This is a genomic window from Pseudomonas laurylsulfatiphila, assembly GCF_002934665.1.
GTDB classification, from domain to species: Bacteria; Pseudomonadota; Gammaproteobacteria; order Pseudomonadales; family Pseudomonadaceae; genus Aquipseudomonas; species Aquipseudomonas laurylsulfatiphila.
This window is the reverse complement of sequence record NZ_NIRS01000003.1, coordinates 167,105-183,599: the sequence shown is the minus strand read 5'-3', so window position 1 is coordinate 183,599 and position 16,495 is coordinate 167,105. Positions and strand designations below refer to the sequence as shown.

The following is a 16,495-nucleotide window of genomic DNA, read 5'->3' as shown; positions in this document are numbered from 1 at the left end:
GGTGCTTACAATTCGATACGGCCGCTGATGCGCTGGCCCCAGGCCTTCGCGACAGCGCCAAGCTGTTGTTCATCCAGGCGAGTCAGGCGACGGTCGTCGAGCAGTTGCTTGCCGGCCACCCAAAGGTGTTTCACGCAGTCCCGGCCGGTGGCGTATATAAGCTGCGAAACCGGGTCGTAGACCGGTTGCTGGGCCAGGCCGGAGAGGTCGAACGCCACCATGTCCGCCGCTTTGCCGATTTCCAGTGAGCCGGTTTCGGCCTCGATACCCAAGGCCCGGGCGCCATTTAGGGTGGCCATGCGCAAGGCGCGATGGGCATCCAGCGCGGTGGCCGAGCCGGCGACAGCCTTGGCCAGCAGGGCCGCGGTGCGGGTTTCGCCGAGCAGGTCCAGGTCATTGTTGCTCGCGGCGCCATCGGTGCCGACCGCGACATTGACCCCGGCCTCCCACAAGCGCTCGACCGGGCAGAACCCGCTGGCCAGCTTCAGGTTCGACTCCGGGCAATGAATCACACTGCTGTTGCTTTCTACCAGTAGTGCCAGGTCTTCATCGCTGATCTGGGTCATGTGAACCGCCTGGAAGCGCGGCCCCAGCAAGCCCAGGCGCGCCAGGCGGGCCAGCGGGCGTTCACCGCGCTGCTCGACCGATTGCTGCACTTCGAATGCGGTTTCATGCACGTGCATGTGGATCGAGGCGTCCAGTTCCTCGGCGATCACCCGGATTTTTTCCAGGTTTTCGTCGCCCACGGTGTAGGGTGCGTGGGGGCCGAAGGTGATTTTGATGCGCTCGTGATGCTTGAGATCGCCAAACAGTTCAACGCCCTGACGAATGGCTTCATCCGCCGTAGCGGCGCCCGGAATCGGGAAATCGAGGATCGGAATCGCGATCTGCGCGCGAATGCCGCTGTTGTGCACGCGCTCGCTGGCAACCTTCGGGAAGAAGTACATGTCAGAGAAACAGGTGATGCCACCTTTGATTTGCTCGGCGATGGCAAGGTCGGTGCCGTCGCGCACGAAGTCCTCGTCGACCCACTTGGCTTCGGCGGGCCAGATGTGGTTTTCCAGCCAGGTCATCAATGGCAGGTCGTCGGCCAGGCCGCGGAACAGCGTCATCGCCGCGTGCCCGTGGGCATTGATCAGGCCGGGGCTGAGCAGCATGTCCGGCAATTCGCGGATTTCGGTTGCGTTAAGCTTCAGTGCGGCGGAACGTGGGCCGATAAACACGATGCGTCCATCACGGATGCCCACGCCATGTTCCTTGAGGACGACACCAGCGGGTTCGACGGGTACCAGCCAGGTCGGCAGCAATAACAGGTCGAGCGCAGCGGCAGTGTTCGGCATCGAGGGTCGGTTCCAGTGCTTTTGTAAAGGATGGCGAAGTATACCCGAGCGTCTTCGCGGGGGGATCGCTATAATCGGCGGCTTTTGTTCATGAGTGCGGGGTGAGGGATGCGCGATCGACTGTTGGCTGCGGAAAAAGTAAAGGCCATCGATTGGCGTGATGGCGCTCTCCATCTGCTGGATCAGCGTATTTTGCCGTTCGAGGAAACCTGGATCGCCTACACCAGTGCAGCCGGTGTGGCCGAGGCCATTCGCTCGATGGTGGTGCGTGGCGCGCCGGCCATCGGCATCAGTGCCGCTTATGGCATCGTGCTGGCGGCCCGTGCCCGGATTGCCGAAGGTGGCGACTGGTATGCGGCGCTGGAAGAGGATTTCATGCTGCTGGCCGATTCCCGTCCTACTGCGGTCAACCTGTTCTGGGCGCTGGGCCGCATGCACGACCGGCTTGATCGCCTGAAAGGCAATGCCGATCCGCTGGAGGTGCTGGAGGCCGAGGCCATTGCCATTCACGAAAGTGATCGCGAAGCCAACCTGACCATGGCGCAATTGGGTGTCGACCTGATTCGCAAGCATCAGGGCAACGCCCAGGCGATCCTGACCCACTGCAACACTGGCGCACTGGCCACGGGCGGCTTTGGCACGGCGCTGGGCGTGATTCGCGCTGCATTCATCGAGGGGATGGTCGAGCAGGTCTATGTCGACGAAACCCGCCCATGGCTGCAGGGTTCGCGGCTGACCGCATGGGAACTGGCCAATGAAGGCATTCCCGTGACCCTCAATGTCGACTCCGCCGCTGCGCATATCATGAAGACCAAAGGCCCTACCTGGGTCATCGTCGGGGCTGACCGGATCACCGCCAATGGCGATGTGGCCAACAAGATCGGCACCTATCAGCTGGCCGTCAATGCCATGCACCACGGCGTGCGCTTCATGGTGGTGGCGCCGAGTTCGACCATCGACATGAACCTGGCCAGCGGCGACGACATTCCGATTGAAGAGCGTGATGGTCGTGAGTTGCTGGAGGTCGGTGGCAAGCGCGTCGGGGCCGATGTCGATGCCTTCAACCCGGTGTTCGACGTGACGCCGGCGGATCTGATCGATGCGATCGTCACCGAAAAAGGCATCGTCGAACGCCCGGACACGGCGAAGATGGCGCAGTTGATGTGCCGCAAGCGCCTGCACTAGGTCAAGGCAAATCCCTGTAGGAGCTGCCGAAGGCTGCGATCTTTTGACTTTGATTTTAAAAAAAACAAATCAAAAGATCGCAGCCTTCGGCAGCTCCTACAGGTCCGTGTTTGCAAGTGAAAAATGCGCTTGATTGCCTGCTGATCGAAGCTCTAAGCCTCTCTCGTCCCCTTCAAGCCTGTCACCGGTCAACTAACTACTCTCCATGCGCATCTGGGGGATAGGTGCGTGGCGGCTCTTGTGATAACATCCGGCGGTTTCCATGGTTACCCTTCGGGGTGACCTTTACTGCGCAGATCCATGGCATAACTCGTTGATTTGTCGTAAGCCAATGCATGGCGCCGAGCCTGCAGCGGCGAGCTTCGTTGGTCCTGACGAAGTTTCACCAGAAAAAGGAATCAGGCTTCTCATGGGCGAACTGGCCAAAGAAATCCTCCCGGTCAATATCGAAGACGAGCTGAAGCAGTCCTATCTCGACTACGCGATGAGCGTAATTGTCGGGCGGGCACTGCCGGATGCGCGCGATGGCTTGAAGCCCGTGCACCGGCGCGTGCTGTTCGCGATGAGCGAGTTGGGCAACGACTTCAACAAGCCGTACAAGAAATCTGCCCGTGTTGTCGGTGACGTGATCGGTAAGTATCACCCGCACGGTGATACCGCGGTGTACGACACCATCGTTCGGATGGCACAGCCATTCTCCCTGCGCTACCTGCTGGTAGATGGCCAGGGCAACTTCGGCTCGGTGGACGGCGACAACGCCGCGGCCATGCGATACACCGAAGTGCGCATGACCAAGCTGGCGCACGAGCTGCTGGCCGACCTGCATAAGGAAACCGTGGACTGGGTGCCGAACTACGACGGCACCGAAATGATCCCGGCGGTCATGCCGACCCGTATTCCCAACCTGCTGGTCAACGGCTCCAGCGGTATCGCCGTGGGCATGGCGACCAACATTCCGCCACACAACCTCGGTGAAGTCATCGACGGTTGCCTGGCGCTCATCGACAATCCCGAGCTGACTGTCGACGAGCTGATGCAATACATCCCCGGTCCGGACTTCCCGACCGCTGCGATCATCAACGGTCGCGCCGGCATCATCGAAGCCTACCGCACTGGCCGTGGCCGCATTTACATGCGCGCCCGCTCGATGATCGAAGACATCGACAAGGTCGGTGGCCGCCAGCAGATCGTCATCACCGAACTCCCTTACCAGTTGAACAAGGCGCGTCTGATCGAGAAGATCGCCGAGCTGGTAAAAGAGAAGAAGCTCGAAGGCATCACCGAACTGCGCGACGAGTCCGACAAGGACGGTATGCGCGTCGTGATCGAGCTGCGTCGTGGCGAAGTGCCTGAGGTGATCCTCAACAACCTCTACGCCCAGACCCAGCTGCAAGCGGTGTTCGGCATCAACATCGTCGCACTGATCGACGGCCGTCCGCGGATCCTGAACCTCAAGGACCTGCTGGAAGCCTTCGTTCGTCACCGTCGCGAAGTCGTCACTCGCCGTACCGTGTTCGAACTGCGCAAGGCCCGAGAGCGTGGTCACATTCTTGAAGGTCAAGCGGTTGCCCTGTCGAACATCGACCCGGTCATCGCCCTGATCAAGGCGTCGCCAACACCGTCGGAAGCCAAGGAAGCGCTGGTCAGCACCCCTTGGGAATCCTCGGCCGTGGTGGCGATGGTCGAGCGTGCCGGCGCCGATTCGTGCCGTCCGGAAAACCTCGATCCGCAATACGGCCTGCGCGACGGCAAGTACTTCCTGTCGCCGGAACAGGCGCAAGCCATCCTGGAACTGCGTCTGCACCGCCTGACCGGTCTGGAACACGAAAAACTGCTGGCCGAGTATCAAGAGATCCTCAACCAGATCGGCGAGCTGATCCGCATCCTCAACAGCGCCACGCGCCTGATGGAAGTGATCCGCGAAGAGCTGGAAGTGATTCGCGCCGAGTACGGCGACGTGCGTCGCACCGAGATTCTCGATGCCCGTCTCGACCTGACCCTGGGTGACATGATCCCGGAAGAAGAGCGTGTCGTGACCATTTCCCACGGCGGCTATGCCAAGACCCAGCCATTGGCTGCATACCAGGCCCAGCGTCGTGGCGGTAAAGGCAAGTCGGCGACCGGCGTCAAGGATGAGGACTACATCGCTCACCTGCTGGTTGCCAACAGCCACACCACGCTGCTGCTGTTCTCGAGCAAGGGCAAGGTGTACTGGCTGAAAACCTATGAAATCCCTGAGGCGTCCCGCGCTGCCCGTGGTCGTCCGCTGGTCAACCTGCTGCCGTTGGATGATGGTGAATACATCACCACCATGCTGCCGGTCGAGGAATACACCGAAGGTCACTACATCTTCATGGCCACTGCCAACGGCACCGTGAAGAAGACCCCGCTGGAATCCTTCAGCCGTCAGCGCAGCGTCGGCCTGATCGCGCTGGAGCTGGATGAAGGCGACGTGCTGATTTCTGCCGCCATTACCGATGGCGAGCGTGAAGTGATGCTGTTCTCCGACGGCGGCAAGGTCACCCGCTTCAAGGAATCCGACGTTCGCGCCATGGGCCGTACCGCCCGCGGTGTGCGCGGCATGCGTCTGCCGGAAGGCCAGAAGCTGATTTCCATGCTGATCCCGGAAGAAGGCAGCCAGATCCTCACTGCTTCCGAGCGTGGTTTTGGCAAGCGCACCGCGATCACCGAGTTCCCTGAGTACAAGCGTGGCGGTCAGGGCGTTATCGCCATGGTCAGCAACGAGCGTAACGGCCGCCTGGTAGGCGCTGTCCAGGTGCTCGACGGCGAGGAAATCATGCTGATTTCGGACCAGGGCACCCTGGTGCGTACTCGTGTCGATGAAGTGTCCAGCCTGGGTCGTAACACCCAGGGCGTGACCCTGATCAAACTGGCCAAGGATGAAACCCTGGTCGGGCTGGAGCGGGTTCAGGAACCTTCGGAAATCGAAGGTGAAGAGCTGGAAGGTGAAGAGGGTGCGGAGTTCGAGGGTGAAGTCGTGATCGACGATGCCGTTGAAGACCAGCAACTCGACGCCGCTGCTGACGAAGAGCCACAAGAATAAGTGGACATGAGGGGGCGGATGAGAATTCGCCCCCTTGTTGTTTGTCCCTTTGGAAATGATGATGCACCCCTGTAGGAGCGAGCCTGCTCGCGATGGTCGTCAACGATGACACGGGTTTTCTGATTAAGCGCGGTGTTTTCACGTCCATCGCGAGCAGGCTCGCTCCTACAGTTGATCTCCCACGCCATTGCGCGGGAATGATCACACCGTATTTATTGCGTGATACCACCAAATCAGAGCGAGATTGGATGTGAGCAAGAGAGCCTATAACTTCTGTGCCGGTCCTGCGGCGCTTCCCGAAGCTGTCCTGCAGCGCGCCCAGGGTGAACTCCTCGACTGGCACGGCAAGGGTTTGTCGGTCATGGAAATGAGCCATCGCAGTGATGAGTTCGTGTCCATTGCCACCAAGGCCGAGCAGGATCTGCGTGATCTGCTGAATATCCCCTCGAACTATAAAGTGCTGTTCCTGCAAGGTGGCGCCAGCCAGCAATTCGCGCAGATTCCTCTGAACCTGCTGCCGGAAAATGGCTCGGCCGACTATATCGACACCGGTATCTGGTCGCAGAAAGCCATCGAAGAAGCTTCGCGCTACGGCCACGTAAACGTTGCCGGCACCGCCAAACCCTACGACTATTTCGCCATTCCCGGTCAGAACGAGTGGAAACTGTCGAAAGACGCGGCCTACGTTCACTACGCGCCGAACGAAACCATCGGTGGCCTGGAGTTTCAGTGGATTCCGGAAACCGGTGACGTTCCGCTGGTGGCCGACATGTCTTCGGACATCCTGTCGCGTCCGGTGGATGTTTCGCGTTTCGGCATGATCTACGCCGGTGCCCAGAAAAATATCGGCCCGAGCGGTATCGTCGTCAACATCGTTCGCGAAGACCTGCTCGGCAATGCCCGCTCCCTGTGCCCGACCATGCTCGATTACAAGGTCGCGGCGGACAACGGTTCGATGTACAACACCCCGCCGACCCTGGCCTGGTACTTGTCCGGCCTGGTGTTCGAGTGGCTGAAAGAGCAGGGCGGCGTCGAGGCCATCGGCAAGCTCAACGAAGTCAAGCAGCGCACGCTGTACAGCTTCATCGATGCCAGCGGCCTGTACAGCAACCCGATCAACAAGTCGGACCGCTCGTGGATGAACGTGCCGTTCCGCCTGGCTGACGATCGTCTGGACAAGCCGTTCCTGGTTGGTGCCGACGAGCGCGGCCTGTTGAACCTCAAGGGGCACCGCTCCGTGGGCGGCATGCGCGCCTCCATCTATAACGCCGTCGACATCAACGCCGTCAACGCGCTGGTTTCGTACATGGCAGAGTTCGAGAAGGAACACGGCTAATGTCTGAGCAAGAACTCAAGGCACTGCGCCTGCGCATTGATGCCCTGGACGAAAAGGTCCTGGAGCTGATCAGTGAGCGTGCGCGCTGCGCCCAGGAAGTCGCGCGAGTAAAGATGGCCTCGCTGGCCGAAGGCGAAGTGCCGGTGTTCTATCGTCCTGAGCGTGAGGCTCAGGTGCTCAAGCGTGTCATGGAGCGTAACCAGGGGCCGCTGGGCAACGAAGAGATGGCGCGGCTGTTCCGCGAAATCATGTCTTCCTGCCTGGCACTCGAGCAGCCGTTGAAAGTGGCTTATCTTGGCCCTGAGGGTACCTTCACCCAGGCGGCGGCCATGAAGCACTTTGGTCACGCGGTGATCAGTAAGCCGATGGCGGCGATCGACGAAGTGTTCCGTGAAGTGGCGGCCGGGGCGGTGAACTTTGGCGTGGTGCCGGTGGAAAACTCCACCGAAGGCGCGGTCAACCACACCCTCGACAGCTTCCTCGAGCATGACATGGTGATCTGCGGCGAAGTCGAGCTGCGTATCCACCATCACCTGTTGGTCGGTGAAAACACCAAGACCGACAGCATCAGCCGCATCTACTCCCACGCCCAGTCCCTGGCCCAGTGCCGCAAGTGGCTGGACGCCCATTACCCGAATGTCGAGCGCGTGGCGGTGTCCAGCAACGCCGAAGCGGCCAAGCGGGTCAAGGGTGAGTGGAACTCGGCGGCGATTGCCGGTGACATGGCGGCCGGCCTGTACGGCTTGACCCGTCTGGCCGAAAAAATCGAGGACCGCCCGGATAACTCCACGCGCTTCCTCATGATCGGTAACCAGGAAGTGCCGCCGACCGGCGACGACAAGACCTCGATCATCGTCTCGATGAGCAACAAGCCGGGTGCGCTTCATGAGTTGCTGGTGCCGTTCCACGACAACGGCATCGACCTGACGCGTATCGAGACCCGTCCGTCGCGCAGCGGCAAATGGACCTACGTGTTCTTCATCGATTTTGTCGGCCACCACCGCGATCCGCTGGTAAAAGGTGTGCTGGAAAAAATCAGTCAGGAAGCAGTAGCACTCAAAGTGCTGGGTTCCTACCCGAAAGCAGTTCTCTAAGGGCGGTAGCAAATGAGTGGCAATTTCCTCGCTCTGGCACAGCCGGGCGTGCAACAACTTTCGCCTTACGTTCCGGGCAAGCCCGTGGACGAACTGGCTCGCGAGCTGAACCTCGATCCAGCCAGCATCATCAAGCTGGCGAGCAACGAAAACCCGCTGGGCCCTGGCCCCAAGGCGCTGGCGGCCATCCGCGATGCGCTGGCCGAGCTGACCCGCTATCCGGACGGCAACGGCTTTGCCCTCAAGAGCCTGTTGGCCGAGCAGTGCCGCGTGGAACTTGATCAGGTTACGCTGGGCAATGGTTCCAACGACATCCTCGAACTGGTCGCGCGTGCCTATCTGGCGCCGGGCCTGAACGCCGTGTTCAGCGAGCATGCTTTCGCTGTCTACCCGATTGCCACTCAGGCGGTCGGTGCGCAGGCCAAGGTGGTTCCGGCCAAGGATTGGGGGCATGACCTGCCTGCAATGCTGGCAGCCATCGACGCCAATACCCGCGTGGTTTTCATTGCCAACCCGAACAACCCGACCGGGACCTGGTTCGACGCCGAGGCGCTGGACGAATTCCTGCAGGATGTTCCTGAGCATGTGCTGGTCGTACTGGACGAGGCCTATATCGAGTACGCCGAAGGCAGCGATCTGCCGGATGGCCTGGACTTCCTGGCGGCCTATCCGAACCTTCTGGTTTCCCGCACCTTCTCCAAGGCCTATGGCCTGGCAGCGCTGCGCGTGGGTTATGGCTTGTCCACGGCAGTAGTCGCAGACGTGCTGAACCGTGTGCGCCAACCGTTCAACGTCAACAGCCTGGCCCTGGCCGCGGCCTGTGCGGCGTTGAAGGACGACGAGTATTTGGCGCAAAGCCGTCAGTTGAACGAGTCCGGCATGCAGCAGCTGCAAGCCGGTTTCCGTGAGCTTGGGTTGAGCTGGATTGCGTCCAAGGGCAATTTCATTTGCGTCGATCTCGGTCAAGTCGCGGCCCCGGTGTTCCAGGGCTTGCTGCGTGAAGGTGTGATCGTGCGCCCGGTGGCCAACTACGGCATGCCGAATCACCTGCGCGTCACCATTGGTCTGCCGGCAGAGAACAGCCGCTTCCTGGAAGCGCTGACCAAGGTTCTGGCTCGTGGTTGATGTCACTGCACTGCAATCTGCTGAACCTATGATCGGTCGCCTGGTGGTGGTCGGTCTGGGGTTGATCGGCGGTTCGTTTGCCAAGGGGTTGCGCGAAAGCGGGATGTGCCGCGAAGTGGTAGGGGTCGATCTCGATCCACAATCGCGCAAGCTCGCGGTCGAGTTGGGGGTGGTGGATCGCTGCGAAGAAGACTTGGGCGTTGCTTGTCAGGGCGCCGACGTCATTCAGTTGGCGGTGCCGATCCTGGCCATGGAGAAAGTGCTCGCGCGTCTGGCTGGCATGGACCTGGGGCAGGCGATCCTGACCGATGTCGGTAGCGCCAAGGGCAACGTGGTGCGCGCTGCCACCGAAGCATTTGGCAAGATGCCGCCATGCTTCGTGCCGGGGCATCCGATTGCCGGTTCCGAGCAGAGTGGGGTCGAGGCCTCCAACGCCGAGCTGTTCCGTCGGCACAAGGTGATCCTGACGCCGCTGGATCAGACCGATCCGGCAGCCTTGGCCGTGGTCGACCGTTTGTGGCGCGCGCTGGGTGCCGATGTCGAGCACATGCAGGTCGAACGTCACGACGAAGTATTGGCCGCGACCAGTCATCTGCCGCACTTGCTGGCGTTCGGCCTGGTCGATTCGTTGGCCAAGCGCAATGAAAATCTTGAGATCTTCCGTTACGCTGCGGGCGGTTTCCGCGATTTCACAAGAATCGCCGGTAGCGACCCGGTCATGTGGCACGACATCTTCCTCGCCAACCGCGAAGCTGTCCTGCGCACACTCGATACATTTCGCAGCGATCTCGACGCCTTGCGCGACGCGGTCGATGCAGGGGATGGGCACCAATTGTTGGGCGTTTTCACTCGCGCCCGGGTTGCCCGCGAGCATTTCAGTAAAATCCTGGCCCGCAGGGCCTATGTGGACGCTATGAATTCCAATGATCTGATTTTCCTGGCTCAACCTGGTGGCCGCCTGTCCGGTCGGATTCGCGTACCGGGTGACAAATCGATTTCCCACCGTTCGATCATGCTCGGTTCCCTCGCTGAAGGCGTCACCGAAGTCGAAGGCTTCCTCGAGGGTGAGGATGCCCTGGCGACCTTGCAGGCGTTCCGTGACATGGGCGTGGTCATCGAAGGCCCGCACCACGGTCGCGTGACCATTCACGGCGTTGGCCTGCATGGCCTGAAGCCGGCACCGGGCCCGATCTACCTGGGCAATTCCGGTACTTCGATGCGTCTGCTGTCCGGCCTGCTGGCTGCGCAGAACTTCGACAGCACCCTGACCGGCGACGCCTCGCTGTCCAAGCGCCCGATGAATCGCGTGGCCAATCCGCTGCGTGAAATGGGCGCGGTGATCGAGACCGCCGCCGAAGGTCGTCCACCGATGACCATCCGTGGTGGCAACAAGCTCAAGGGCCTGACCTACACCATGCCGATGGCCAGCGCCCAGGTTAAGTCCTGCCTGCTGCTGGCCGGTCTGTACGCAGAAGGCAAGACCACCGTGACCGAGCCGGCTCCGACTCGCGACCATACCGAGCGCATGCTGCGCGGTTTCGGCTACCCGGTGAGCGTTGACGGTGCCACGGCATCGGTTGAGTCCGGTGGCAAGCTGGCCGCGACCCACATCGAGGTGCCGGGCGACATTTCGTCGTCGGCGTTCTTCCTGGTGGCGGCATCGATCGCCGAAGGTTCGGACCTGGTGCTCGAGCATGTCGGCATCAATCCGACCCGTACCGGTGTGATCGACATCCTGCGCCTGATGGGTGCGGACATCACGCTGGAAAACCAGCGTGAAGTCGGCGGCGAGCCCGTGGCTGACCTGCGTGTGCGGGCAGCTAAACTCAAAGGTATCGAGATTCCCGAAGAGCTGGTTCCATTGGCCATCGACGAATTCCCGGTGCTGTTCGTGGCCGCTGCCTGTGCCGAAGGGCGCACCGTGCTGACCGGCGCCGAAGAGCTGCGGGTCAAGGAATCGGATCGCATCCAGGTCATGGCGGATGGTCTGCTGGCACTGGGCGTCAAATGCGAACCGACCCCGGACGGCATCATCATCGACGGCGGCCAGATCGGCGGCGGTGAAGTGCACGGTCATGGTGATCACCGTATCGCCATGGCGTTCAGCGTTGCTTCGCTGCGCGCCAGTGCGCCGATCCGCATTCATGATTGCGCCAACGTCGCGACGTCGTTCCCGAACTTCCTGGCGCTGTGCGCGCAGGTCGGCATTCGTGTGGCACAAGAGGCGCAGTCGTGAACAACATTGCACCGGTCATCACCATCGATGGGCCAAGCGGTTCGGGCAAGGGCACGGTAGCCGGGATTCTGGCCAAGCGCCTGGGCTGGAACCTGCTGGATTCCGGTGCGTTGTACCGCCTGCTGGCTTTCGCCGCGCATAACCATGGTGTCGACCTGACCAACGAGGAACTGCTGAAGAAACTTGCCGCTCATCTGGACGTGCAGTTCATCGCGGCGACGGACGGTCAGTTGCAACGCATCATCCTGGAGGGTGATGAAGTCAGCGATGTCATTCGCACCGAAAGCGTCGGTTCCGGCGCTTCCCAGGTGGCTGCGTTGCCCGCTGTGCGCGAGGCGCTGCTGCAGCGCCAGCGTGCTTTTCAGGAAGCACCGGGCCTGGTGGCGGATGGGCGCGACATGGGAACGGTGGTTTTTCCTGATGCGCCGCTGAAGATTTTTCTGACCGCCAGTGCCGAGGAGAGGGCGCGCCGCCGATATTTGCAGTTGAAGGGCAAAGTCGAGGGTGTTAGTCTGTCGAGTCTGCTAGATGAGATACGTGCACGCGATGAGCGTGACACCCAGCGAGCGGTAGCCCCGCTCAAGCCGGCGGCTGACGCCATACAGCTGGATTCCACGGAATTGTCCATCGACCAGGTGCTGGAACGCATCATGAGCGAGATCGCCATTCGCGATATCGCCGGGTGACCAAGAGGGCCGCAGGGGACCAGTCATAGTCCTGCGGTGGCTTCTTTTAAATGAAACTAACCCACACCGTCTGGGGTGTGGAGATGGGCGTTTTCTTCGCCCTCATCAACAGGAATTAAAATGAGCGAAAGCTTTGCGGAACTCTTTGAAGAAAGCCTAAAAACCCTGAACCTTCAGGCAGGCTCCATCATCACCGGTGTTATCGTTGATATCGATTACCAAGCTCGCTGGGTAACCGTTCACGCTGGCCTGAAGTCTGAAGCACTCATCCCGCTTGAGCAGTTCTACAACGACGCTGGCGAACTGAACATCAACGTCGGTGACGAAGTTCACGTTGCTCTGGACTCGGTTGAAGACGGCTTTGGTGAAACCAAGCTGTCCCGTGAAAAAGCCAAGCGCGCTGAATGCTGGATTGTTCTGGAAGCAGCCTTCGCAGCCGAAGAAGTGGTCAAGGGCGTTATCAACGGTAAGGTTAAAGGCGGCTTCACTGTCGACGTTAACGGCATCCGTGCGTTCCTGCCAGGTTCTCTGGTTGACGTCCGTCCAGTGCGCGACACCACGCACCTGGAAGGCAAAGAGCTGGAATTCAAGGTCATCAAGCTGGACCAGAAGCGCAACAACGTTGTCGTTTCCCGTCGCAGCGTCCTGGAAGCCGAGAACTCCGCCGAGCGCGAAGCTCTGCTGGAATCCCTGCAGGAAGGCCAACAAGTCAAAGGTATCGTCAAGAACCTCACCGATTACGGCGCATTCGTCGATTTGGGTGGCGTCGATGGCCTGCTGCACATTACCGACATGGCTTGGAAGCGTATCAAGCATCCTTCCGAAATCGTCAACGTTGGCGACGAGATCGATGTCAAGGTTCTGAAGTACGATCGCGAGCGCAATCGTGTTTCCCTGGGCCTGAAGCAGCTGGGCGAAGATCCATGGGTTGCTATCAAAGCCCGTTACCCAGAAAGCACTCGCGTTACCGCGCGTGTAACCAACCTGACCGACTACGGCTGCTTCGCTGAGCTGGAAGAAGGCGTTGAAGGTCTGGTACACGTTTCCGAAATGGACTGGACCAACAAGAACATCCACCCTTCGAAAGTCGTACAAGTCGGCGACGAAGTGGAAGTTATGGTTCTGGACATCGACGAAGAGCGTCGTCGTATCTCCCTGGGCATCAAGCAGTGCAAATCTAACCCATGGGAAGATTTCTCTGGCCAGTTCAACAAGGGCGATAAAATCTCCGGCACCATCAAGTCGATCACCGATTTCGGTATCTTCATTGGTCTGGACGGCGGCATCGACGGTCTGGTTCACCTGTCCGACATCTCCTGGAACGAAGTGGGCGAAGAAGCCGTACGCCGCTTCAAGAAGGGCGACGAGCTGGACACCGTTATCCTGTCGGTTGACCCAGAGCGCGAGCGCATCTCCCTGGGTATCAAGCAACTGGAAAGCGATCCGTTCTCCGAGTACGTTCAAGAGAACGACAAAGGCGCCATCGTTAAAGGCATCGTGAAGGAAGTTGACGCTAAAGGCGCCATCATCACTCTGGCCGACGATATCGAAGCGACTCTGAAAGCCTCCGAAATCAGTCGTGACCGCGTTGAAGACGCGCGCAACGTTCTGAAAGAGGGCGAAGAAGTAGAAGCCAAGATCATCAGCGTTGACCGCAAGAGCCGTGTAATCCAGCTCTCGATCAAGTCGAAAGACGTTGAAGACGAGAAAGAAGCAATCCAGAGCCTGCGCGACAAGCCAGTAGCTACTGATGCTCCTGTGGCCACCACTCTGGGTGACCTGCTGCGTGCACAAATGGAAAAGCAGAACTAAGTTCTGACTTTCTGTAAAAAAGGGCGACTTCGGTCGCCCTTTTTTTGTCTGGAATTTGGTGGGGGGGCCGACCTTTGGCTGCTTGAGTCGTGAACCAAAGACGCTGAAAAAATGTCTGATTGTTTAGTCGGATCAAGTGCTTATTTGCGGCTAGTCTTTAGCCTGAGACTAATGATCGCCCATTGGGCTATCTGGCAAAAGGACGTGAATGAACAAGCTAATTGTCGCAGTAGCAGTGCTGGCGCTAGCGGGTTGTACCACCAATGCCAAAACCCACGTAGTACGCGGGGTGAGCGGCATTGAGGTTGATTGTTCGGGGCTCGGTTCGAAATGGGACAAATGTTACAAACGCGCGGCCAAGGAGTGCGGGGGGGCGGGCTATAAAGTTGTGGTGAGGTCTGACGATGTCAAGGAAGAGGAAGATGGCTTCCCCTTCGGCTTCAATCCCGCAGGTTTCCTGACGCGCACGATGCTGGTGATTTGCCGATGAGGCAGTGATGGCTCAGAAGCCACTCCCGTCCAGGAATCAGGCATTCCGGGATGGTGGGATGTATGGCAAAACTCGGGCTGTTCAAAATCATGCCGGCGTGCTAAAACCTTTGGAGCGCTGATCTAGCTGCTTGAAAAAGAAGGGAAAAATATGACGAAGTCGGAGTTGATCGAACGAATTGTCACCCATCAAGGGCTGCTCTCATCCAAGGATGTGGAGCTGGCCATCAAGACCATGCTTGAGCAAATGTCCCAATGTCTGGCTACCGGAGATCGTATCGAGATTCGGGGGTTTGGCAGCTTCTCTCTGCACTACCGCGCTCCACGGGTTGGTCGTAATCCGAAAACCGGGCAGTCTGTCAGTCTCGACGGCAAATTCGTCCCGCATTTCAAGCCGGGTAAAGAATTGCGTGATCGTGTAAATGAGGAAGAGGAGGGTTTAGGTGGCGATGAGTTGGCGAGATAAGAGTCGCATCAAACGATTCATGATCACTGGGCTAGTCTTGTTAATATCAATTACAAGCCTGCTCTTCGTGCTGGAAAACCAGCAGCTTGTCGTTGTTTCCTTCTTCGGTTTTTCGTCACCCCAGCTAAAGATCTCGATGTTCGGAGTTGCTTCTTTCCTGATGGGGATGATTTTTGGTGGAGGGGTCGTGGTGGCTCATTTCCTGGGGAGGAGGCGTGGACGATAGGTTGGGCATTGATTTTGCCTGGTGTTTTTAATCTCCGCGTCCGTAGATGTAATAAGGTATTTAGTAGCGTGAGTTGAGAAAAGGGGGGGGGCTCCTCTTCTGTCTGGTTTACGTTGATCCATCTCTAGTGATCTGGTTTATGTATTTAACGCAAGCGCTTAAGTGAATAAGGCTAACAATATATGCGTGTTGATTCAAAAAAAGATAATGGGCTGGAATATTTTGAATTTCAAAGATTTGTTCGTGCGATTTTAAGGCAGAAACTTGTTGTTGTAGTTTTTGTTGTTTTGGGGGCTGCTCTGGCAGCGAGCTATGCTTTCCTGGCTGCTCCGGTCTATGAGGCGAAAGCTTTTGTAATGCCGCCGTCGAAGAGTGATATATCTAACTTTAACTACGGTCGAATGAAAGAGTCAGAGTTGGTTCCTTACACGGTTAAGGATGTCTATGATATTTACACTCGATATTTGCAGGCAGAGTCTCTTCGTCTAGATTTTTTCAGCAAGATTTATGTGCCAAGTTTGTCCTTGGAGGAGCAAAAAAAGTCCCGGGATGTCCTGTATTCGAAATTTTCCGAGGTGTTGCGTGTGGTTCCGCCGCTCAGGGAAAACTCTGACAGGTATTCGGTTGTCGTGCAGACCACCAATCCAGTGAAGGCCAAAGAGTGGGTTGCTGAGTATGTGGCTCAGGCTGGTGAATTGGCCAAGAACGAAATGATCAAGAACGTTTCAATTGAGTCTGAGGTCCGGGCTCGTAATTTGGAGCAGCAGATAAGTTCCGCCAGGGAGAAAAGCAGCAAGGCCAGAGAAGATTCGATTGCCAGGTTGAGCGAGGCGCTGCGGATTGCCGAGTCAATCGGTCTGGAGAAACCACCGGCGATCACTGTGAGTCAGTCGGTCATTGCGGGTGGGGAGGCTGGTCAGCTTACGTATATGCGTGGCTCGAAAGCGCTAAGGGCGGAAATTGAAAATTTACAGGCGCGCGAGTCCGATGACCCTTTTACGGATAACTTGCGTGATCTTCAGGATCGATACAACTTCTTCAAGGGGCTGAAAACAGAGCCGGCGGTGGTGTCCGTCTATCGGCAAGACGGGGTAGTGGAGTTGCCTGATAACCCGGTGAAACCTCGCAAGGCTCTGATCCTTGTATTGGGTGTTATTGCTGGCTTGATCACAGGCATTACTTTTGTATTGCTTCGCGGGCTGTTTGTCGTGAGGCAGGAATAGCTGAGTTTGTAGGAAATCACCTGGGGAAGGGGATTTCTATCTTTGGGCCGGGAGCAGGCTGTCTGCCCGTTTAGTCGAAACGGATCGGGTTTTGGTTGGAGTATTGATCCCGGTGACCTTGCTGCTGTCAGTTCCGACAGGAATTTTGACAGGCTGGACACCGCTTTCGGGGTTTTGCATATTTTTCATGTGCGGGGTTGAGTGTATGCCCGG

Annotated in this window: 12 protein-coding genes; 11 read left to right on the top strand and 1 reads right to left on the bottom strand. The window is 58.6% G+C overall.

The features are described from left to right. Nucleotides 1-5: 5 nt before the first annotated feature. A complete protein-coding gene (locus CD175_RS11245; RefSeq protein ID WP_104448971.1) occupies nt 6-1,340 on the bottom strand; it encodes a TRZ/ATZ family hydrolase in 1,335 nt (444 codons plus the stop codon). 108 nt (nt 1,341-1,448) lie between these two features. On the opposite strand from CD175_RS11245, the gene mtnA reads away from it, so the two are divergent. From mtnA to CD175_RS11185, 11 genes are all read left to right on the top strand, one after another. Further along, nucleotides 1,449-2,525, top strand: a complete 1,077-nt coding sequence (gene mtnA, locus CD175_RS11240) for an S-methyl-5-thioribose-1-phosphate isomerase (protein WP_104448970.1) — start codon at nt 1,449-1,451, stop codon at nt 2,523-2,525. A gap of 409 nt (nt 2,526-2,934) precedes the next feature. Continuing rightward, nucleotides 2,935-5,589, top strand: a complete 2,655-nt coding sequence (gene gyrA / locus CD175_RS11235) for a DNA gyrase subunit A (protein WP_104448969.1) — start codon at nt 2,935-2,937, stop codon at nt 5,587-5,589. Nucleotides 5,590-5,839: 250 nt separating this feature from the next. Further along, complete coding sequence (gene serC / locus CD175_RS11230; RefSeq protein WP_104448968.1) at nt 5,840-6,925, top strand: 3-phosphoserine/phosphohydroxythreonine transaminase; 1,086 nt, start codon at nt 5,840-5,842, stop codon at nt 6,923-6,925. After that, entirely contained in the window at nt 6,925-8,019 is a 1,095-nt protein-coding gene (gene pheA / locus CD175_RS11225; RefSeq protein ID WP_007939916.1) for a prephenate dehydratase, read from the top strand. The genes serC and pheA overlap by 1 nt, the downstream gene beginning before the upstream one ends. 12 nt (nt 8,020-8,031) lie before the next feature. Next, nucleotides 8,032-9,144 carry a histidinol-phosphate transaminase gene (gene hisC, locus CD175_RS11220; RefSeq protein WP_104448967.1) on the top strand — a complete coding sequence of 371 codons (1,113 nt, stop codon included), beginning with the start codon at nt 8,032-8,034 and terminating at the stop codon, nt 9,142-9,144. A 28-nt stretch (nt 9,145-9,172) separates the two neighbouring features. Next, the gene (locus CD175_RS11215; RefSeq protein WP_240628981.1) at nt 9,173-11,380 is read left to right on the top strand and encodes a bifunctional prephenate dehydrogenase/3-phosphoshikimate 1-carboxyvinyltransferase; all 2,208 of its coding nucleotides are present in this window, start codon (nt 9,173-9,175) and stop codon (nt 11,378-11,380) included. After that, nucleotides 11,377-12,066 carry a (d)CMP kinase gene (gene cmk, locus CD175_RS11210; protein ID WP_007973641.1) on the top strand — a complete coding sequence of 230 codons (690 nt, stop codon included), beginning with the start codon at nt 11,377-11,379 and terminating at the stop codon, nt 12,064-12,066. Before CD175_RS11215 ends, cmk begins: the two co-directional genes overlap by 4 nt. A 120-nt stretch (nt 12,067-12,186) precedes the next feature. After that, nucleotides 12,187-13,878, top strand: a complete 1,692-nt coding sequence (rpsA, locus tag CD175_RS11205) for a 30S ribosomal protein S1 (protein ID WP_007973639.1) — start codon at nt 12,187-12,189, stop codon at nt 13,876-13,878. Nucleotides 13,879-14,086: 208 nt separating this feature from the next. Beyond that, nucleotides 14,087-14,368 (top strand): hypothetical protein, encoded by a 282-nt coding sequence (locus tag CD175_RS11200; RefSeq protein WP_007973637.1) that lies wholly within the window; start codon nt 14,087-14,089, stop codon nt 14,366-14,368. A gap of 150 nt (nt 14,369-14,518) precedes the next feature. After that, the gene (gene ihfB / locus CD175_RS11195; RefSeq protein WP_104448966.1) at nt 14,519-14,833 is read left to right on the top strand and encodes an integration host factor subunit beta; all 315 of its coding nucleotides are present in this window, start codon (nt 14,519-14,521) and stop codon (nt 14,831-14,833) included. Nucleotides 14,834-15,241: 408 nt separating this feature from the next. Further along, nucleotides 15,242-16,282 (top strand): LPS O-antigen chain length determinant protein WzzB, encoded by a 1,041-nt coding sequence (locus CD175_RS11185; protein WP_104448964.1) that lies wholly within the window; start codon nt 15,242-15,244, stop codon nt 16,280-16,282. Nucleotides 16,283-16,495 lie beyond the last annotated feature (213 nt).